Raw genomic sequence first — 16,438 nt, 5'->3', positions numbered from 1 at the left:
TTGCACGGCGGCGGCGGTGAAGCTGCCTGCCTCGGCCACGCAACTGAAGGCGCGCATGTTTTGCAAAGTGTCCATGGAGTGTTCTCAGGGGAGATAGCAAATTGTGACAGAAAGTTACGCCGTCCAGTGATCCCTACCAACGGATTATCGCCTGAACGGTAACAAAGATTCACAGGAATGCCAGCTTATCGTTCCCCATGCCGCCCCCTAGAATTGCGCCACCTCTCCCCGCACCACCACCTCAGGAATTCGCAGCAGTGCCGCGTCGCATCAACAGAGAGTTGAAGGCTCTCAGTGTCTGGGCTTTATCGTTAGCAATCAGCGGCTGCATCGGAACCGGAGGAATCGCCCCCCAAGGCCAGTCCCTCAACGCCAGCACACTGGCCACCGACGAAGCGATCCAGAGCGCCGCCCAGGACGCCCACTGGCCCACCGCGCACTGGTGGCAAGCCTATGGTGACCCGCAATTGAACCGCTGGGTCGACCTCGCGACCCAACACAGCCCAAGCATGGCCATGGCCGCCGCTCGGGTGCGGGAGGCGCGGGCCATGGCCGGTATCGCCGAGTCGGCCGAGTCGTTGCAGATCAACAGCGACACCGCCCTCAAGCGCCACAACTGGCCCAAGGATCAGTTCTATGGCCCCGGCGAACTGAGCGGTGCCAACACCTGGGACAACAATGCTTCCCTGGGCCTGAGCTATGCCCTCGACCTGTGGGGCCGTGAAAGCAATGCCACCGAACGTGCCGTCGACCTGGCGCACATGAGCGTCGCCGAAGCGCGCCAGGCCCAGCTCGAATTGCAGAACAACGTGGTCCGCGCCTATATCCAGCTGTCGTTGCACTACGCCAACCGCGATATCGTCGCGGCCACGCTGGCGCAGCAGCAGCAGATCCTCGACCTGGCCCATAAGCGCCTGAATGCCGGGCTGGGCACCCATTTTGACGTCAGCCAGGCCGAAACACCGCTGCCGGAAACCCATCGTCAACTGGACGCCCTGGACGAAGAAATCGCCCTGAGCCGTAACCAACTGGCAGCGTTGGCGGGCAAAGGTCCGGGGGCGGGGGCGCAATTGCAACGTCCTACGCTGTCGTTGGCCGCACCGTTGAAATTGCCGTCGAGCCTGCCCGCGCAATTGCTCGGCCAACGCCCGGATGTGGTCGCCAGCCGCTGGCAAGTCGCGGCCCAGGCCCGTGGCATCGATGTCGTCCACGCCGGTTTCTACCCCAACGTCGACCTGGTCGGCAGCCTCGGCTACATGGCCACCGGCGGCGGTATGCTGGCGTTCCTGGCGGGCAAGAAATTCAACTATAACGTCGGTCCGGCGATCACCTTGCCGATCTTCGACGGTGGCCGCCTGCGTGCGGAGCTGGGCGAAGCCAGCGCCGGTTATGACATCGCCGTCGGCCGGTACAACCAGACCCTGGTCAATGCCCTCAAGGGCATCAGCGATCAGTTGATCCGCCGCGAATCGATGGACAAGCAATCTGTCTTCGCCGCGCAGTCGGTGGCCTCGGCGCAAAAGACCTACGACATCGCGATGATCGCCTACCAGCGCGGCCTCACGGATTACCTCAATGTGCTGAACGCCCAGACCTTGCTGTTCCGCCAGCAGCAGGTGGAGCAACAGGTACAGGCCGCTCGCTTGAGCGCCCACGCTGAACTGGTCACGGCCTTGGGCGGGGGGCTCGATGCCGGCAACGATGTACCGCCACCCGCCCAGATCCTCCCGAGCAAGACCCCGGCGGCACTTGCCGTATTCGATCACTGAGTAGGATTTGATGACTTCCTTGCCTGCACCGCTGCGCTGGCTGCATTCCCTTGAGTGGCGCCGTGGTTTTTTCGACTGGGCACGCAGCGACGGCGTGACCTGGGTGTATATCTTCAAGGTGCTGGTCGCTGCCTTCCTCACGCTGTGGTTGGCCATGCGCCTGGAACTGCCGCAGCCGCGCACGGCGATGATCACGGTGTTTATCGTGATGCAACCGCAGAGTGGCCAGGTGTTTGCCAAGAGCTTCTATCGTTTCCTCGGCACCCTGGCGGGGTCGGCGGTGATGGTGCTGTTGATTGCCTTGTTTGCGCAGAACACCGAGTTGTTCCTTGGCGCGCTGGCGATCTGGGTCGGCATCTGCACCGCCGGCGCGACGCGCAACCGCAACTTCCGCGCCTATGGCTTCGTGCTGGCCGGCTATACCGCGGCGATGGTCGGCCTGCCGGCCCTGGCGCATCCGGATGGCGCCTTTATGGCGGCGGTGTGGCGGGTGCTGGAAATCTCCTTGGGGATTCTGTGCGCCACCCTGGTCAGCGCCGCGATCCTGCCGCAAACCAGCAGCGCTGCGATGCGCAACGCCTTGTACCAACGCTTTGGCGTGTTCGCGCTGTTCGTCACCGATGGCCTGCGCGGGCGCAGCCAGCGTGAAGGGTTCGAGGCGAGCAACGTGCGCTTTATCGCCGAAGCCGTGGGCCTGGAAGGGCTGCGCAGTGTCACGGTGTTTGAAGACCCGCATATGCGTCGGCGCAATGGTCGGCTCAGTCGCCTCAACAGCGAATTCATGAGCATCACCACGCGCTTCAATGCCTTGCACCAGTTGCTTGAACGGCTGCGCACGGACGAGGCGGACCATGTGGTGGCGGCGATCAAACCCGGCCTGCAAGACCTTGCCGAAGTGCTCGACGGTTTTTCCGGTCGCGCGCTCACCAGCCCTGATGCGGCGCGCCTGGTCAACGCGCTGAGCGTCTACAAGGATGGTCTGCCGGCCAAGGTCCGCAGCCTGCGTGCGGCCTTCCAGGAAGCAGACCCCACCGAAGCCGAGCAACTGGATTTCCACACGGCCTACGAACTGCTGTATCGCTTCGTCGATGACCTGCACAACTACGCGCAAACCCACGCTTCCCTGGCCGACCACAGCCATGCGCGCGAGCAGTGGGACGAAACGTTTATCCCCAAAACCAACTGGCTGGCCTGCGCCGCCTCGGGGATTCGCGCGTCTTTCATCCTGATCGTGCTCGGCAGTTATTGGGTGGCCACCGCCTGGCCCAGCGGCGCGACCATGACCTTGATCGCCGCCGCGACTGTCGGCCTGTCCGCTGCGACGCCCAACCCCAAGCGCATGGCCTTCCAGATGGCCTGCGGCACCTTGATCGGCGCGCTGGTGGGCTTTATCGAAATGTTCTTCGTGTTCCCCTGGATCGACGGCTTCCCGCTGCTGTGCGTGATGCTCGCCCCGGTGATCATCTGTGGCGCGTTCCTCGCCTCGCGGCCGCAATACGCGGGTGTCGGCGTCGGCCTGCTGATCTTTTTCAGCACCGGTTCGGTGCCGGACAACCTCACGGTCTACAACCCCTACACCTTTATCAACGACTACATCGCCATGGTCATCGGCATGCTGGTGTGCGCGGCGGCGGGTGCGATCATCCTGCCGCCCAACAGCCGTTGGCTGTGGCGCCGGTTGGAGCAGGACCTGCGTGAGCAGGTGGTGTATGCGATCAGCGGCAAGCTCAAGGGCCTGGCTTCAAGTTTTGAAAGCCGCACTCGCGACCTGCTGCACCAGGCCTACGGCCTCGCGGTCGGCCAGCCGCAGGTACAGCGCGACTTGCTGCGTTGGATGTTTGTGGTGCTGGAAGTCGGCCACGCGATCATCGAGCTGCGCAAGGAGCAGGCGATTTTGCCGGTGCACCCGGCGTACGCCGAATCCCAGCCCTGGCGCCAGGCGATCCGGGTGATGGGCCGTTCGCTGGTGCGGCTATTCCTGCAACCCAGCGCCAGCAACCTGGAGCGTGGCTTGATTGCCGTCGACCATGCGATCAGCCGCGTGCAGGCCACCGACGAACCTTTCGCCCCGCACTTCGACACCTCGGCGCTGCGCCGGGTGAAGAGTTACCTGCACTTTATCCGCACCTCGTTGCTCGACCCGCAATCACCCCTGGCGGCCCTCAAAGGAGCCACGCATGCCTCGTGAAATCGCCTTCCACGGCGTCTACATGCCGACCATGACGCTGATGTTTTTGATCGCCGCAGTGTTGGCCTGGGCCCTGGACCGCTTCCTGGCCGGGTTCGACCTGTACCGTTTTTTCTGGCACCCGGCGTTGCTGCGCCTGAGCCTGTTCGTTTGCCTGTTCGGCGCCCTGGCGCTGACCGTTTACCGTTGAGAATGCCCCGATGAAAAAGTTTTTCAGCCTGCTCGCGACCTTACTGGTACTGGCCTTGGCGATCTGGATTGGCCGCACGTTGTGGGTGCACTACATGGAAACGCCCTGGACCCGCGACGGCCGCGTACGCGCCGACATCATCAACGTAGCCGCCGACGTCACCGGCGAAGTGGTCGACGTGCCGGTACGCGACAACCAACGGGTGAAAAAGGGCGACCTGCTGATGCAGATCGACCCTGAGCACTACCGCATTGCCGTCAAGCAGGCGCAATCCCTCGTGGCCTCCCGCAAAGCCACCTGGGAAATGCGCAAGGTCAACGCCCATCGACGTGCTGACCTCGATGCGCTGGTGATCTCCAAGGAAAACCGCGACGACGCCAGCAATATCGCCGACTCGGCACTGGCGGACTATCAGCACGCGCTGGCGCAATTGGAGGCGGCCGAACTCAACTTGAAACGCACGCACGTGGTGGCAGCGGTGGATGGTTATGTCACCAACCTCAACGTGCATCGAGGCGACTACGCACGTATCGGCGAAGCCAAGATGGCGGTGGTGGACATGAACTCATTCTGGGTTTACGGCTTTTTCGAAGAAACCAAATTGCCCCATGTGAAAGTCGGTGACCCAGCCGATATGCAGTTGATGAGCGGCGAGACGCTGAGGGGCCACGTAGAAAGCATCGCGCGCGGTATCTACGACCGCGACAACCCCGAGAGCCGCGAGCTGATCGCCGATGTGAACCCGACCTTCAACTGGGTGCGCCTGGCCCAGCGGGTGCCGGTGCGGATTCACATTGATGCGGTGCCGGAGGGCGTATTGTTGGCGGCGGGCATTACCTGCACCGTGATTGTGCGGGAGTTGTCGGAAGATTGAGGTCGGTTACTTGAATAGCGTTTTGGCTCTGGCTTTGCGACGGCGTTTGACCCGCAAGATACTGACGTATCGGCCCCGCCATCTCCCGCAGAATCACCCGCTTGGGCTTGATGCTGCACAGCGGCACAAACTCACGTAGCACCGTCACCTGATAATCACTGCCGATGTGCACCACATCGGCCCCGACGATGGCCGGGTCGGCGTCAATGGTTCGATAGAGCTTGGGCAGGTCCAGCAGACGGGTCAGTCGCTGGCGAGTCGTGGTGTGCGCATCTGGCACACCGCTTCGCAGGAAATCGCTTGGTATCCTTTCATCTGTGAGTAGACAGAGGTGAAAGAGCCTGCGGATAGTTTCCTTGGCGTGATGTCAGGCCGTTCGCTGTTTTAGGTAGGAACCGGCCTGATGGTTATTTCATGGCGCGATAAACGTCTCATGCAGGTGGCGCCACAGCAGTGCGCCGCTGGCCTGCTTCTCAAAGATCACCGTGGCGCGGCGGTCCGTCCGGGTGCCGCTGTCGTCGATCTGATGCTCGCGGTAAGTCACCGTGGCGCCACGCGCATGCCGGTCAATCCCGGCCATCTCGCTCAAGGTGATTTTCAACCCCGGGCGCATGCCACCCAAACGCGTGAACAGCGCATTCACCCCGGCCGCATTGACCCGTGTGCCGGTAGCGGGAGCGATCATGCTGAACGCCGGCGAGAAACGCGCAAGCAGGTTTTGCAAGGTGCCTTCGGGTGCAACGCCGGCAAACCATTGCTCGATCTCGACGTGGGTCTGGATCACTTCTTCAAAAAAATCGCTGTAGTCAATCATCAGTGAGGCTCGCTGGCAGAGGTATGGCAGAGGCTTGGTATTTGCCGCTGAAAGTGCAGTGGGGTTATTGACTGGAATGAAGGGTTAGAGCGAACCGGTCAGCCCAAAGCGTTTCTTCAACACCTTCTCCAACAACCCCTTGGGCAACAATGCCGCCATCAATGGCAACGCCCGACTGCCATTGCCCGAACGTAGCAGGCGCGGCGCCTGAGGTTGCTGGACGGCCTTGAGCACATCCGCTGCAAACACGCTGGCCGGGGTCGGCTTGTCTTGAGAGGCCTGGCTGCGCGCACGAATGCCGTCGCGCAACGGCCACCACGGCGATTGTTCATTGATCAACAGTTCGGCCTGGGCGCCGGCGTTTTTGGCGAAGTGGGTGTTGATGGCGCCGGGTTGCACTTCCATGACGCTCACGCCAAAGGGCGCCAGTTCCATGCGCAATGCATCGCTCAACGCATGCACAGCGGCTTTGGAGGCGCAGTACGCGCCAGCAAACGGTGTCACCAGCACGCCGGAAACGCTGCCGATGTTGACCACCAACCCTTTGTTGCGACGCAGGGCAGGGAACAGCGCCTGGGTCACGCCGACGATGGAAAACACATTGGTCTCGAATTGGCGCTGCATCGCCTCGGTGCCGCCGTCCAGCAACGGCCCCATGGCGCCATAGCCGGCGTTGTTGACCAGCACATCCAGTTCGCCCAGTTGTTCGGCGAGCCGTTGCAGGGCGGCGCTGTCGTTGACGTCCAATTGCACGGCGTTAAAGCCTGCGGCGGACAAACCGGCGACATCTTCCGCACGGCGAGCGCTGGCCCACACGTCGTAGCCGGCGGTCTTGAAGGCATCGGCGAGGGCGCGGCCGATACCGCTGGAGCAACCGGTGATGAGTACGTTGGGCATGGGTCAGTCCTTTGTCAGTCCGAGAAACTGCCTTGCAGGTGCTCGGCACGAAATTCCAGGGTTTGCGGGCGGTAGCCGGGGCGTAAAGGCGGTGTGGGCAGGCAATCGTCCCAGGTGGCGCCGGCCTGCAACTCACCTGGGCCGCGGTAGCGTGGGGCAGCGTAGACGTTGTCGGCGAGGTTGACTGTGTCGCCCGGCGCATAGGCGGCGACGCGCCAACGCAGCTCGGTGAGGGGCACGTCGTTGCCGTTGTTCAGGGTCAGTTTGAGTGGGCGGTCGGCCGGGCATTCTTCTGGGGCGTAGGTGATGCGCAGTTCCAGGCGGGCCAGTTGTGAGGCTTCGCGGTTATCCAGCCACACCACCCAGATCGCTATGAGCCCGAGGCCGACAGCGGCGGCCAGCGACACGGGCAAGGCTCTGGCCGGGTAGCGCAGTAGCAGGATCAGCCAAGTGATGATCAGTAGAACGCCAAAGAACATGGTGACAGTCTCATATGCGGATAAAACATCCTACTCGCGCGATGGCCTGGATGCCTATCGCAGGATCGGTTTTCCTTTATGAGGAACCTAACAACGCGTTTTTTCCACAGAGCCAACATAGGGAAATACGTTTTATCCAGGACGATATCAACGCAGTCTGATCAAGTGAGATGAATAATGACTATCGCAGCCCTTCTTGCGCCCGCGGTCACCTCAGCCCTCGCCTCGGTGGTGACCTCTCTCATCACTGCTCAGCGAGCACCAACGCCGAACGATGCTGGCGCGTCCACACACAAGAACGTAGAACCGAGTTCACGTCCGCCTGGCCGGATGCAGAATCACAAGCTTACAAACCTGGGGCAGACCCTGTTGCAAGCGCCTTCAACGGAACTACGCGATAGCGGTATGACTGCCAAGCATGCCAAGGGGTTTGGTATTGCCATGGGCGGCATGGCAGCCCAGGAGGCTGGGCAAAAAATGGCTTCCGGTGGTGGCTCTCTTTCTAAAGCCTTGGGCATAGCCATGGTGGTGGGGGGTAAAGTTGCCCAGTCGTACGGTGCGGATAAATTTGATAAAGCCGGAACTCATTAACGGTGCTTCATAAAGCCTGCAAGGTCATCCCGTAAAAAGGACAGGTCTGCGGTGTTGCTGTGCAATGTTCTCCAACGGGATGTTGCCTGAATTGCGCAGAGAATGCCGCCGAACCTGATCCTGCAGGGCAGGTGTTTATTTCCTTCATACAGGAACCGGTTTGGAATATTTTCCCACAGAGTTTGAGCATGGAAACGCACGCTGAACTATGAAGGAATCCGACCGTATTCTTATGAAGTGAGATGCCCTATGACGGTTTCAAATACCCTTGCCCCTACGCAGACTGCTTTCGTAGCACCCGCCTCCGCACCTGCGCCTACCGCGCAAGTATCCATCAACCCAGCGCAATACGAAGGAGGCGCCGCGTCGTCTTTGCCCCGCATGCAAGGTATGGGGCTCACGAACTTGCGGCAAACGCTGATGCAGGGTGTCAGCAACCACGTCAGTGCGCGCATGCCTACCGCGCTTAATATCAAACCTGAGGACAAGGAAAAGACGAAAGGGGCTGTTATCACCCTGGGCGGTTCAATGGCGCAGGGCATCGGAAAGAGGCTGGTCAACAGCGGTGGCGTTACCGGGAAGCTATTGGGCGGGGCCTTGGTCTGGGGAGGCAGGGCGGCTGAGGAGATTGGCAAGGACAGATACAGTAGCGCGGGCTCAAGCAGCAACAGTAGCGGTACTTATAACGCCTACTCCCCGTCGGCCTGGGGGGCCCCGTCGACGTCAAAGTAAGCGGGCGTTGAACTAAAAAAGCCCCCACCCAACCCACTGCGGATAGGGGACGCAATGGGCTGGGTGAGGGCTTCTTGTACGACTGTTTTACTGCGCGATAGTTTTCACCGAAACGCCACGTTCAACCGGTGTCGAGCGACCGTAGATATCTTCAAAGCGTTCGATATCGTCTTCGCCCAAATAACTACCCGATTGCACTTCGATGATCTCCAACGGGATCTTGCCCGGGTTGCGCAAGCGATGCACCGAGGCGATCGGGATGTAGGTGGACTGGTTCTCCGTGAGCAGGAACACGTTCTCGTCACAGGTGACTTCGGCCGTGCCGCTGACCACGATCCAGTGTTCGGCGCGGTGGTGGTGCATCTGCAGGGACAAGCAGGCGCCCGGCTTGACCGAGATGTGCTTGACCTGGAAACGCCCGCCCATGTCCACCGAGTCGTAGGAGCCCCACGGACGATAGACTTCACAGTGGTTCTGGGTTTCGCTGCGGCCCTGGTCGTTGAGGGTCGAGACCATCTGCTTGACGCCCTGGACCTTGTCCTTGTGGGCAATCATCATCGCGTCTTTGGTTTCCACCACCACGATGTTGTCCAGGCCGATCACCGACACCAGTTTGCCGTTGCCGTGGATCATGCAGTTGCGGCTGTCCTGGATGACCACGTCGCCTTTGCTGACGTTACCGTGGATGTCCTTGTCGTTGACGGCCCACAGCGAGGCCCAGCAACCCACGTCGCTCCAACCGGCACTCAGCGGCACCACGCAGGCACGCTGGGTTTTTTCCATCACGGCGTAGTCGATGGAGTTGTCCGGGCAGCAAGCGAAGGTGGCATCGTCCAACGTCACGGTGTCGGCGGTCTGTTCACTGCGCTCCAGGGTCAGCACGCAGGTGTCGTAGATGTCCGGATCGTGCTTTTTCAGCTCTTCGAGGAAGCGGCTGGCGCGGAACAGGAACATGCCGCTGTTCCAGAAATAACCGCCGCTTTTGACGAACTCGACGGCGCGTTTTTCATCCGGCTTTTCCACGAACTGCTGCACGCGGCTCACGCCTTCCGGCAGCAGCGAATCGTTGGTGGACTTGATGTAGCCATAACCGGTTTCCGGACGAGTCGCCGGCACGCCGAACAACACCATCTCGCCGCGTTCAGCGGCCACGGTGGCCAGGGCCAGGGCGCGTTGCAGGGCTTTCTGGTCGTCGATCACGTGGTCGGCCGGCAGCACCAGCATCAGCTCGTCGCGGCCTTCATTGACCAGCATCATTGCTGTCAGGGCCACGGCCGGCGCGGTGTTGCGCCCGAAGGGTTCCATAAGGATGCGTTGGCATTCCAGTTTACGGTTGGCCAATTGCTCGTTGACGATAAAACGGTGGTCCTTGTTGCAGACCACGATCGGGGTGTCCATGCCTTCGAACACCAGACGTTCCAGGGTTTGCTGGAACAGCGTGTGCTCGCCGGTCAGGGCCAGGAATTGTTTCGGGAACTGTTTACGCGAAAGCGGCCAAAGACGTGAGCCGCTACCACCGGAGAGGATTACTGGGATCATGTGTTTCTCCTTGAATCAATTTGGGTCAGAGCTACGAAGGTTTGTCGTTTCACTCTTGTTTTTGTCTCGGTCCTTGTGGGAGCCGGCTTGCCTGCGATGCAGGCGACTCGGTCTGTCAGTGACACCGAGGTGATGCCATCGCGGGCAAGCCCGGCTCCCACAGGAAAATAGTTAGCGGGTCGATACCGGGCGTTTTACCCAGACTGGCGAAATGCTCGAACCCGAACCGGTCACGTACAGCACCGCGGCCTCACCGCGTTCCAGGGCCACCGGCTTCACGTCGCCGACTTTTTTGTCGCCGTCATACAGTGCCAGGCTCACCTTCACCGGGTTGATCTCGCGCTCGCCACGGCCTTTGGCAGCCACCGACTTGACCACGTCGGTCTTGCCGTCAGCGGTTTTCAGGGTCAGGGCCTTGTCGCTGAGGTTCTGCACGCGCACCAGGGATTTCTGCTTGTTCTTGAACGGCGGTTCTTCGATCAGCTGGGGCTGGCCGCTGCTGTTGTTGACCAAGGTGTAGTAGTGATCGGCGGCGAGTTTGACCGGCACGGTCTGGCTGCCGATCTTGGCGCTGTAGTCACCACCCGGCATGAAGCTGAAGTCGCTGCTGGCCAGCGGGGCCACTTCACTGAGGTTGGTGCTGCCAACCGTCGCGCTGACTTCCTGGTTGGAGGCGTTGTAGACGCGCACGAAGCTTGAGCCTTTCGGTGCGACAGGGCCGTACAAGGCAGCGTCACCGGCGAAGGCGGACAGGGATACCACGCTCATACCGGCAGCCAGGGCCAGAGTCTTAGCGAGACGACGCGGAGTAGTAGTGAAAGTCATGTGAGTTACCTCTCTTTCAGTTTTGCGCCCGGTCGGGCGTCTCGGATTTTTGATGGTTAACGGGTGTATTCAGTGCCATGTTCTGTTGGCGCGAACCGGCTTGTTTAAGCTGCGCAACCCACGAGGGGTCGGCATCACCGATTTCGTTGTTCACGGGCAGATAACGTTCAGGAAACTCCCAGATCAGCACCTGAGGCGGGTTGTTCTTGAAGTCATCGCTTTTGAGGTAGCTGAGCATCGGCAGGATCGGGCCATGGCCGTCTTCGGCGTAGCTGATCACGTCGCTGCCCAGGGCTTGCTTGAGGGCGCCGACGAAGTTCCAGTTAGGGTTGGCGCTGTAGCTGGTGCCCACCAGTGCCACTGGGGTTTCGTTGTCGCTGAACAGCGCGTCGTCGCCTTTGGTTTCGGCCAGGTGCGTCACGCGTTTTTCCAGCGGCTCTTTAGGCGGCATCAGGTTTTCGAACAGCGGGTCCAGCGGCAGGAATAGACGCAGGTCGCCTTTGTGCGGTTCGGTCTTCTCCGCTTCGGTGACAAAGCGCTGTGGCTCACCGTTGAGCGGCGTCTTGTCGGCGATGGTCTTGGCCAACTGCTTGGCGGCGATTTCAGCACCGTCCGGGGTCCAGTGAGTGTCGGTACGCAGGAACACTTGCTTGCCGCCGAGCTTGGCCTGTTGCAGCGGGCCGAGCAGGTCCGGGGCGATGATCTTGTCGGCAGCGACACGGGCATGGAAGTCCTGGTACAGGTTGGCGTGGATGCTGGCCGGTTTGACCTCACCCAAGTGTTCCGGGTACAGGCGCACCTTGGCCGGCACGATTGCCATCACCAGCTGAATGCCTTGGGCCTTGAGCTTCTGGCGTACGCCTTCGACCAGCGCGTAGTTGCCTTCAAGGTTCTGGTCTTCGTTGACGGCAGGGTTGAACTCCTCGTCGCTGTAGAGCCAGTGATCGCGGCCCAGCACCACGCCAGGGCGGCCTTCGTTGAACAGCTTGTAGTCCAGTGCCGCCCAGAGGTTGGTGCCCAATCGCTTGATCGGGAACTCCTCGTCGTAGTGGGTTTCGACGGCCTTGGTCCAGCGACCGTTGAGCACGGTCGCGTCGGCGTTGGTGCTGAAGCCGAAGAAACTGCGCAGCGACCAGGCGCCCAGGGCTAACAGCAGCACCAGGAACAGGCCGATATAGAGGACGCGCAATGATCGGGTCATGGTCGGCTCCCTCAAAATTGGAAGTAAAGGAACGGCGAGAAACTCTGCGCCGACAGTTTGAGAATCGACGCCACGAACAGCAGCAGCACTGCAGCGCGCATGGCGTAGCGTGGCCAGTCAGCGGTCCAGTAGGCCGGTTGCACGGCGGCATCCTGGCCAACGGTGAAGCCTGGCTCGTGGATGCTGCCGGGGTTGTCGCCCGGTACGGCCTTGATCAGGCTCGGATCGGTTGGTTTGGTTTTCTCGGCAGGGCGGTTGGTGTAGAAGTCGCGCAGGCCAAAGAACGCCAATGTTGCGTACGCCACCACCAGGGTTGCCACTTGCAGGCCGGTGAGGTTGGCGCGGTTGAGTTCCGAGAGCGACCACTCGCCAAAGCTGAACATTGCACCGTACATGCGGCCGGCGACGTGCAGGTTTTCGGCGCGGAAGATCACCCAGCCCATCACCACCAGCAGGAAGGTAAAGGCCCAACGCACGGGGTTGAAGCTGCGCGGCGAGGTGTTGAGGCCGATGGCTTTTTCAATCGCCAGCCACATGCCATGCCAGGCGCCCCACACGATGTAAGTGATGTTCGCACCGTGCCACAGGCCACCGAGCAGCATGGTCAGGAACAGGTTGCGGTAAGTGGTCAGCGTGCCTTTACGGTTGCCGCCCAGGGTGATGTACAGGTAGTCACGCAGCCAAGTGGAAAGGCTGATGTGCCAGCGACGCCAGAACTCGGTGATCGACTGGCTGATGTACGGCTGCTTGAAGTTTTCCATGAAGCGGAAACCCATCATCAAGCCCAGGCCGATGGCCATGTCGCTATAGCCGGAGAAGTCGAAGTACAGCTGCGCGGTATAGGCCAGCGCGCCCAACCAGGCATCGCCGGTCGTCGGGTTTTGCAGGGCGAAGCAATGGTCGGCCACCACCGCCAGGGTGTCGGCGATGAAGACCTTCTTGATGAAACCCTGCATGAACCGCGTGCAGCCCTCGGAGAACTTGTCGAGGGTGTGGGTACGGTTGTTGAACTGGTCGGCCAGGTCGCGGAAACGCAACACCGGGCCGGCAATCAGGTGCGGGAAAATCGCCACGAACGCCGCAAAGTCGATCAGGTTGCGGGTCGCCGGGGTATCGCCACGGTACACGTCGATGATGTAGCTGATGGACTCGAAGATGTAGAACGAGATGCCGATCGGCAACAGCACGTGGGTCAGTATGAACGGCTCAAGGCCCGCCGACTTCATCATCACGTTGATGCTGTCGACGCCGAAGTTGGCGTACTTGAAGTAGCCGAGGATGCACAGGTCGACCACCACGCCCAACAGCAGCCAGCGTTGAGCCGGCTTGGTGCGCACGCCGGCTGCACCGACTTTAAGGCCGATCCAGTAGTTCCACAGCGTCACAGCGGCGAACAGCGCCAGGAAGTCCACTCGCCACCAGGCGTAGAACACGTAGCTGGCCAACAGCAGCAGCAGGTTGCGATAGCGTTGCCCGCTCAAATAGTACAAGCCGAGAAAGATCGGCAAGAACAGAAACAGGAACACATTGGACGAGAAAACCATCCCGATCTCTCCATGTTTAACCAACAGTCAAGGGCCAGAGCCCCCCCAAACCCCCCACGAAAAGACGGGGAGGGCGGTACTACATTCCTACTGACGAAACCGACTCAAACTGTGGGAGGGGGCTTGCCCCCGATGGCGGTGTAACAGTCGCCATCTGTGTTGAATGACACACTGCTATCGGGGGCAAGCCCCCTCCCACATTTTTTACCGTGTTTCGTCAGGAACCTTTGTTGCCTTTCTCATGCGTCGGGTCGTAGACCTTGGTCAGGTCACCCCCGAGGCGGAAGGTCTTGAACGGCTGCATCCCGTGCTTGCGCTCGATCACATCCGGGGCGCAGGTGTAGAGGGTGCAGAAGGGCTCAAGCCAGGCGTATTTCATGTCTTCCTTGAGGTCTTTCATGTCCTGCTCTTTGCCGTTCTTCTTCTCGAAGATCTCCGGGTCTTTCACCCCGGCCAGCACTTTGTCGCCCAGGCGTTTGAGCGCGCTGTTGTTTTCCTGGCGCAGGTCCACACCGTTGACCAGGGCAAAACTGGCGATCATCGACAGCGGCGGCAGGGCGTAGTTGTGGTACGACAGCGCCCGTTGCTGACGCTTCAGCTCGTTCGGCAGGAAGCCCTGGTCATCGACCTGGTTCACGCCGACCTTGTATTCCTTGACGGCCCAATCAAACAGGTCGCGGCGGTTGGTGGCGACGGACGTTGCCATCACCGACCAGGCGGCCCAGTAGGAGTGGTTGTTGGTTTTTTCCAGCGGCAGGTTGTCCCAATCGCTCACCACCTGATCGGCCAGTTTGTTGAACCAGGCTTCGATCAGCTGCGATTCCTGCTGGTGGTTGGCCAGCGGGTGCGAGTCAGAGAACTTCAGGCGCACATAGGCCGAAGCCATGCTGCCCAGTGCCCATTTGCGCATGGATTTGCCGGTGTGGTTGAAGTCCTTGGACATCAACGCGTCGGCCTTGGCCCAGCTCGTAAGCCAGTTCAAGGTGCATTCCAGCTGCTCCGGACGACCGTCGCGCATGAACTGCATCACGCGCTTGCTGGTGTCTTTTTCCAGCTTGGTGATGTCGGCGGTGCTGTCGCGAAAGGCTTTTTCGGATTGCACGTTCAGCGTGGAACGGGCCTTGTCCGAGCCTTCGTACTTGCTGCGAAATTGCAGCGAGCCGGTGTACGGCGGCGGCATGGCGTCGCAGTCATTCTTGAAGTCGCCGGTCTTGAACGCTTCCACCGGGGCGAAATACCCCTGGGGTGGACGCAGTGGCGCGGCGGCGTTGACTGAGCCGGCGAACATCGCCAGGCCCAGCAGCGTTGGAATCAATAACTTCTGCATAGGTAACCTCATTGCCCGGCAGCAGCGGTTTGTTGACCGCCCGCCGGGAATACGTTGCGTGTGCAAATTTTCGCTTCGACTTTCTGCGCGGCAGCGCCCGCTTCGGGGCCCTGCACTTCCACGGCCAGCAAGTTCTGCGAGGCCCAGTCTTCATCGGTGCGCAGTTCAAAGGCGAAACGCCCGTCTGTATCGGATGTTTCGGGTTTCTCGATCTTGATGTCCTCGTGGCGCCCGTTCATGTACCAGAGGGTGGCTTGCAAGGTTTTCACCGACGGATCGGCGAAGCGGATATCAACCTGATGGTTGGCGTTGCGCAGGTCTTTGTTCGAACTGTTAACCAGCAATTCGTTCTTGCCGGGTTTCAATGTGGTGCTGGCGCTCATCTGCGCGGTCTTGCCTTCGCAGCCGTTGTCCAGCAGCGCCATCATCTGGCGGTAGATGGTTTCCTGGTCGAGGCGATACAGCGGCGAGAATTCCCAGATGAGAATTTTCGGCGGGCTCTTCTGGAATTCGTCGCTGCCCAGGTACTGGATCATCGAGCCTTCCAGGCCACCGCCAGGGAAGGCGACGTTGAGGATGTCGGCACCGATTTCCTCTTCCAGGAAGCCGGCGAAGTTGTAGTTCTTGCCACTGTGGCTGGTGCCGACCAAGGTGATCTGCGGGTTGCCCGAATCGCTGAACAGGTCGCCGTCGCCCGCTTCGCCCTTGGGCTCGGTGGTGAACTGGTCCATGTACTGGATCGCGTAGCTGGTACCGCAGAGTTGCCCGGCCATGTTGTGCAAGGTGCCGGTCTTGCCCATGCGCCCGGAGCGCTTGGTCTCGAATTCGCGCTTGGGAATCTCGGCGTACTCAGGCATTTGCTTAACCTTGGCCGCGACGATTTTCGCGGTGCGCTGGGCGCCGTACGGGGTCCAGTGCTGGTCGCCGCGGAAGTAGAAATCGTGGGCTGGCAATTCGTCCGGAAGCTGCTCGTTGGTCAACGGCGACAGGTCCGGCACCACGTAGCCCATCTTGGCGAAACGGCCAAGCATGGTCTTGTAGTTGCCCAACGCCTTGTCGAAATCGAACTTGGCCTTTTCTTCCGGGTTGAGTTTGTTGCGGTTCACCAGGCCACGGGTCGGCTGGTAGACCACCACCAGTTCCACGCCCTTGGCCTTGAACGCATCGTGCAACTGCTGCATGCGCTTGTAGCCGGACGGGGTGGTGTCGAATTCGGTGCGCAGGTCTTCCTGGGTACGGAACAGCCAGTCGCCCTGGGCCTGTACCAGGGTGGTGAAGTTCTGCTGGTAACGCGTGGTGTAGTTCTTCGCGTCGTGGGCGGCCGGGCACAGGCTGCAGCATGGCTCGGCGGTGAAGGTCGGCGCCTTGATTTCGTCGGCGCGCACGCCCTGGCTGGCCGCGAGCAGGCCGAGGGTCAGACCCGAGAGGCTCAGCAATTTGATCATGTGTGGGTGCATAAGGGTCATCC

General features: G+C 60.8%; 16 protein-coding genes. 5 read left to right on the top strand and 11 right to left on the bottom strand.

Going from position 1 to position 16,438, the window contains the following annotated elements; translation table 11 throughout:
* Positions 1–75 (bottom strand): helix-turn-helix domain-containing protein (locus AC3ZU9_RS06135; protein WP_490090422.1); only part of this gene is annotated, 75 nt, incomplete at its 3' end.
* Positions 76–257: 182 nt separating this feature from the next.
* Between AC3ZU9_RS06135 and AC3ZU9_RS06130 the strand changes: the two genes are divergently transcribed.
* Genes AC3ZU9_RS06130 through AC3ZU9_RS06115 form a run of 4 tightly spaced genes read left to right on the top strand, consistent with a single transcriptional unit; the run spans position 258 to position 5,021 of the window.
* Positions 258–1,769, top strand: a complete 1,512-nt coding sequence (locus AC3ZU9_RS06130) for an efflux transporter outer membrane subunit (protein ID WP_490090421.1) — start codon at positions 258–260, stop codon at positions 1,767–1,769.
* Positions 1,770–1,779: 10 nt separating this feature from the next.
* Positions 1,780–3,957 (top strand): FUSC family protein, encoded by a 2,178-nt coding sequence (locus AC3ZU9_RS06125; protein WP_490090420.1) that lies wholly within the window; start codon positions 1,780–1,782, stop codon positions 3,955–3,957.
* The gene (locus tag AC3ZU9_RS06120) at positions 3,947–4,147 is read left to right on the top strand and encodes a DUF1656 domain-containing protein (RefSeq protein WP_012722318.1); all 201 of its coding nucleotides are present in this window, start codon (positions 3,947–3,949) and stop codon (positions 4,145–4,147) included. The genes AC3ZU9_RS06125 and AC3ZU9_RS06120 overlap by 11 nt, the downstream gene beginning before the upstream one ends.
* Before the next feature lie 10 nt (positions 4,148–4,157).
* Entirely contained in the window at positions 4,158–5,021 is an 864-nt protein-coding gene (locus AC3ZU9_RS06115) for an HlyD family secretion protein (RefSeq protein ID WP_320400253.1), read from the top strand.
* Here the strand turns inward: AC3ZU9_RS06115 and AC3ZU9_RS06110 are convergent.
* The 4 genes from AC3ZU9_RS06110 to AC3ZU9_RS06095 form a co-directional block, all read right to left on the bottom strand.
* Positions 4,981–5,301, bottom strand: a complete 321-nt coding sequence (locus AC3ZU9_RS06110; protein ID WP_490090419.1) for a hypothetical protein — start codon at positions 5,299–5,301, stop codon at positions 4,981–4,983. The two genes, AC3ZU9_RS06115 and AC3ZU9_RS06110, sit on opposite strands and share 41 nt — an antisense overlap.
* Positions 5,302–5,433: 132 nt before the next feature.
* Positions 5,434–5,835: a hypothetical protein gene (locus AC3ZU9_RS06105; protein ID WP_064054802.1), complete on the bottom strand. Its 402-nt coding sequence runs from the start codon at positions 5,833–5,835 to the stop codon at positions 5,434–5,436.
* Positions 5,836–5,919: 84 nt separating this feature from the next.
* Positions 5,920–6,732 carry an SDR family oxidoreductase gene (locus AC3ZU9_RS06100; protein ID WP_012722321.1) on the bottom strand — a complete coding sequence of 271 codons (813 nt, stop codon included), beginning with the start codon at positions 6,730–6,732 and terminating at the stop codon, positions 5,920–5,922.
* 14 nt (positions 6,733–6,746) lie between these two features.
* Positions 6,747–7,211 (bottom strand): hypothetical protein, encoded by a 465-nt coding sequence (locus AC3ZU9_RS06095; RefSeq protein WP_012722322.1) that lies wholly within the window; start codon positions 7,209–7,211, stop codon positions 6,747–6,749.
* Between the two features lie 177 nt (positions 7,212–7,388).
* On the opposite strand from AC3ZU9_RS06095, the gene AC3ZU9_RS06090 reads away from it, so the two are divergent.
* Entirely contained in the window at positions 7,389–7,802 is a 414-nt protein-coding gene (locus AC3ZU9_RS06090; protein WP_122809996.1) for a hypothetical protein, read from the top strand.
* Positions 7,803–8,621: 819 nt separating this feature from the next.
* Here AC3ZU9_RS06090 and AC3ZU9_RS06085 read toward each other — a convergent pair.
* The 6 genes from AC3ZU9_RS06085 to AC3ZU9_RS06060 form a co-directional block, all read right to left on the bottom strand.
* Entirely contained in the window at positions 8,622–10,073 is a 1,452-nt protein-coding gene (locus tag AC3ZU9_RS06085) for a mannose-1-phosphate guanylyltransferase/mannose-6-phosphate isomerase (protein WP_012722325.1), read from the bottom strand.
* Positions 10,074–10,244: 171 nt separating this feature from the next.
* Positions 10,245–10,898 (bottom strand): alginate O-acetyltransferase AlgF, encoded by a 654-nt coding sequence (locus AC3ZU9_RS06080; RefSeq protein ID WP_012722326.1) that lies wholly within the window; start codon positions 10,896–10,898, stop codon positions 10,245–10,247.
* Positions 10,899–10,914: 16 nt separating this feature from the next.
* Positions 10,915–12,099, bottom strand: a complete 1,185-nt coding sequence (locus AC3ZU9_RS06075; RefSeq protein WP_122809995.1) for an alginate O-acetyltransferase — start codon at positions 12,097–12,099, stop codon at positions 10,915–10,917.
* Between the two features lie 11 nt (positions 12,100–12,110).
* On the bottom strand, positions 12,111–13,643 hold the full coding sequence (locus AC3ZU9_RS06070; protein ID WP_320400257.1) for an MBOAT family O-acyltransferase: 1,533 nt from the start codon (positions 13,641–13,643) through the stop codon (positions 12,111–12,113).
* 217 nt (positions 13,644–13,860) lie between these two features.
* The gene (locus tag AC3ZU9_RS06065; RefSeq protein ID WP_085983627.1) at positions 13,861–14,970 is read right to left on the bottom strand and encodes a mannuronate-specific alginate lyase; all 1,110 of its coding nucleotides are present in this window, start codon (positions 14,968–14,970) and stop codon (positions 13,861–13,863) included.
* 8 nt (positions 14,971–14,978) lie between these two features.
* Positions 14,979–16,427 carry an alginate O-acetyltransferase gene (locus AC3ZU9_RS06060; RefSeq protein ID WP_043206137.1) on the bottom strand — a complete coding sequence of 483 codons (1,449 nt, stop codon included), beginning with the start codon at positions 16,425–16,427 and terminating at the stop codon, positions 14,979–14,981.
* Positions 16,428–16,438 lie beyond the last annotated feature (11 nt).

This window comes from Pseudomonas sp. A39 (genome assembly GCF_058145955.1).
The sequence above is the reverse complement of the archived record's forward strand: the minus strand, read 5'-3'. Positions and strand labels throughout refer to the sequence as shown.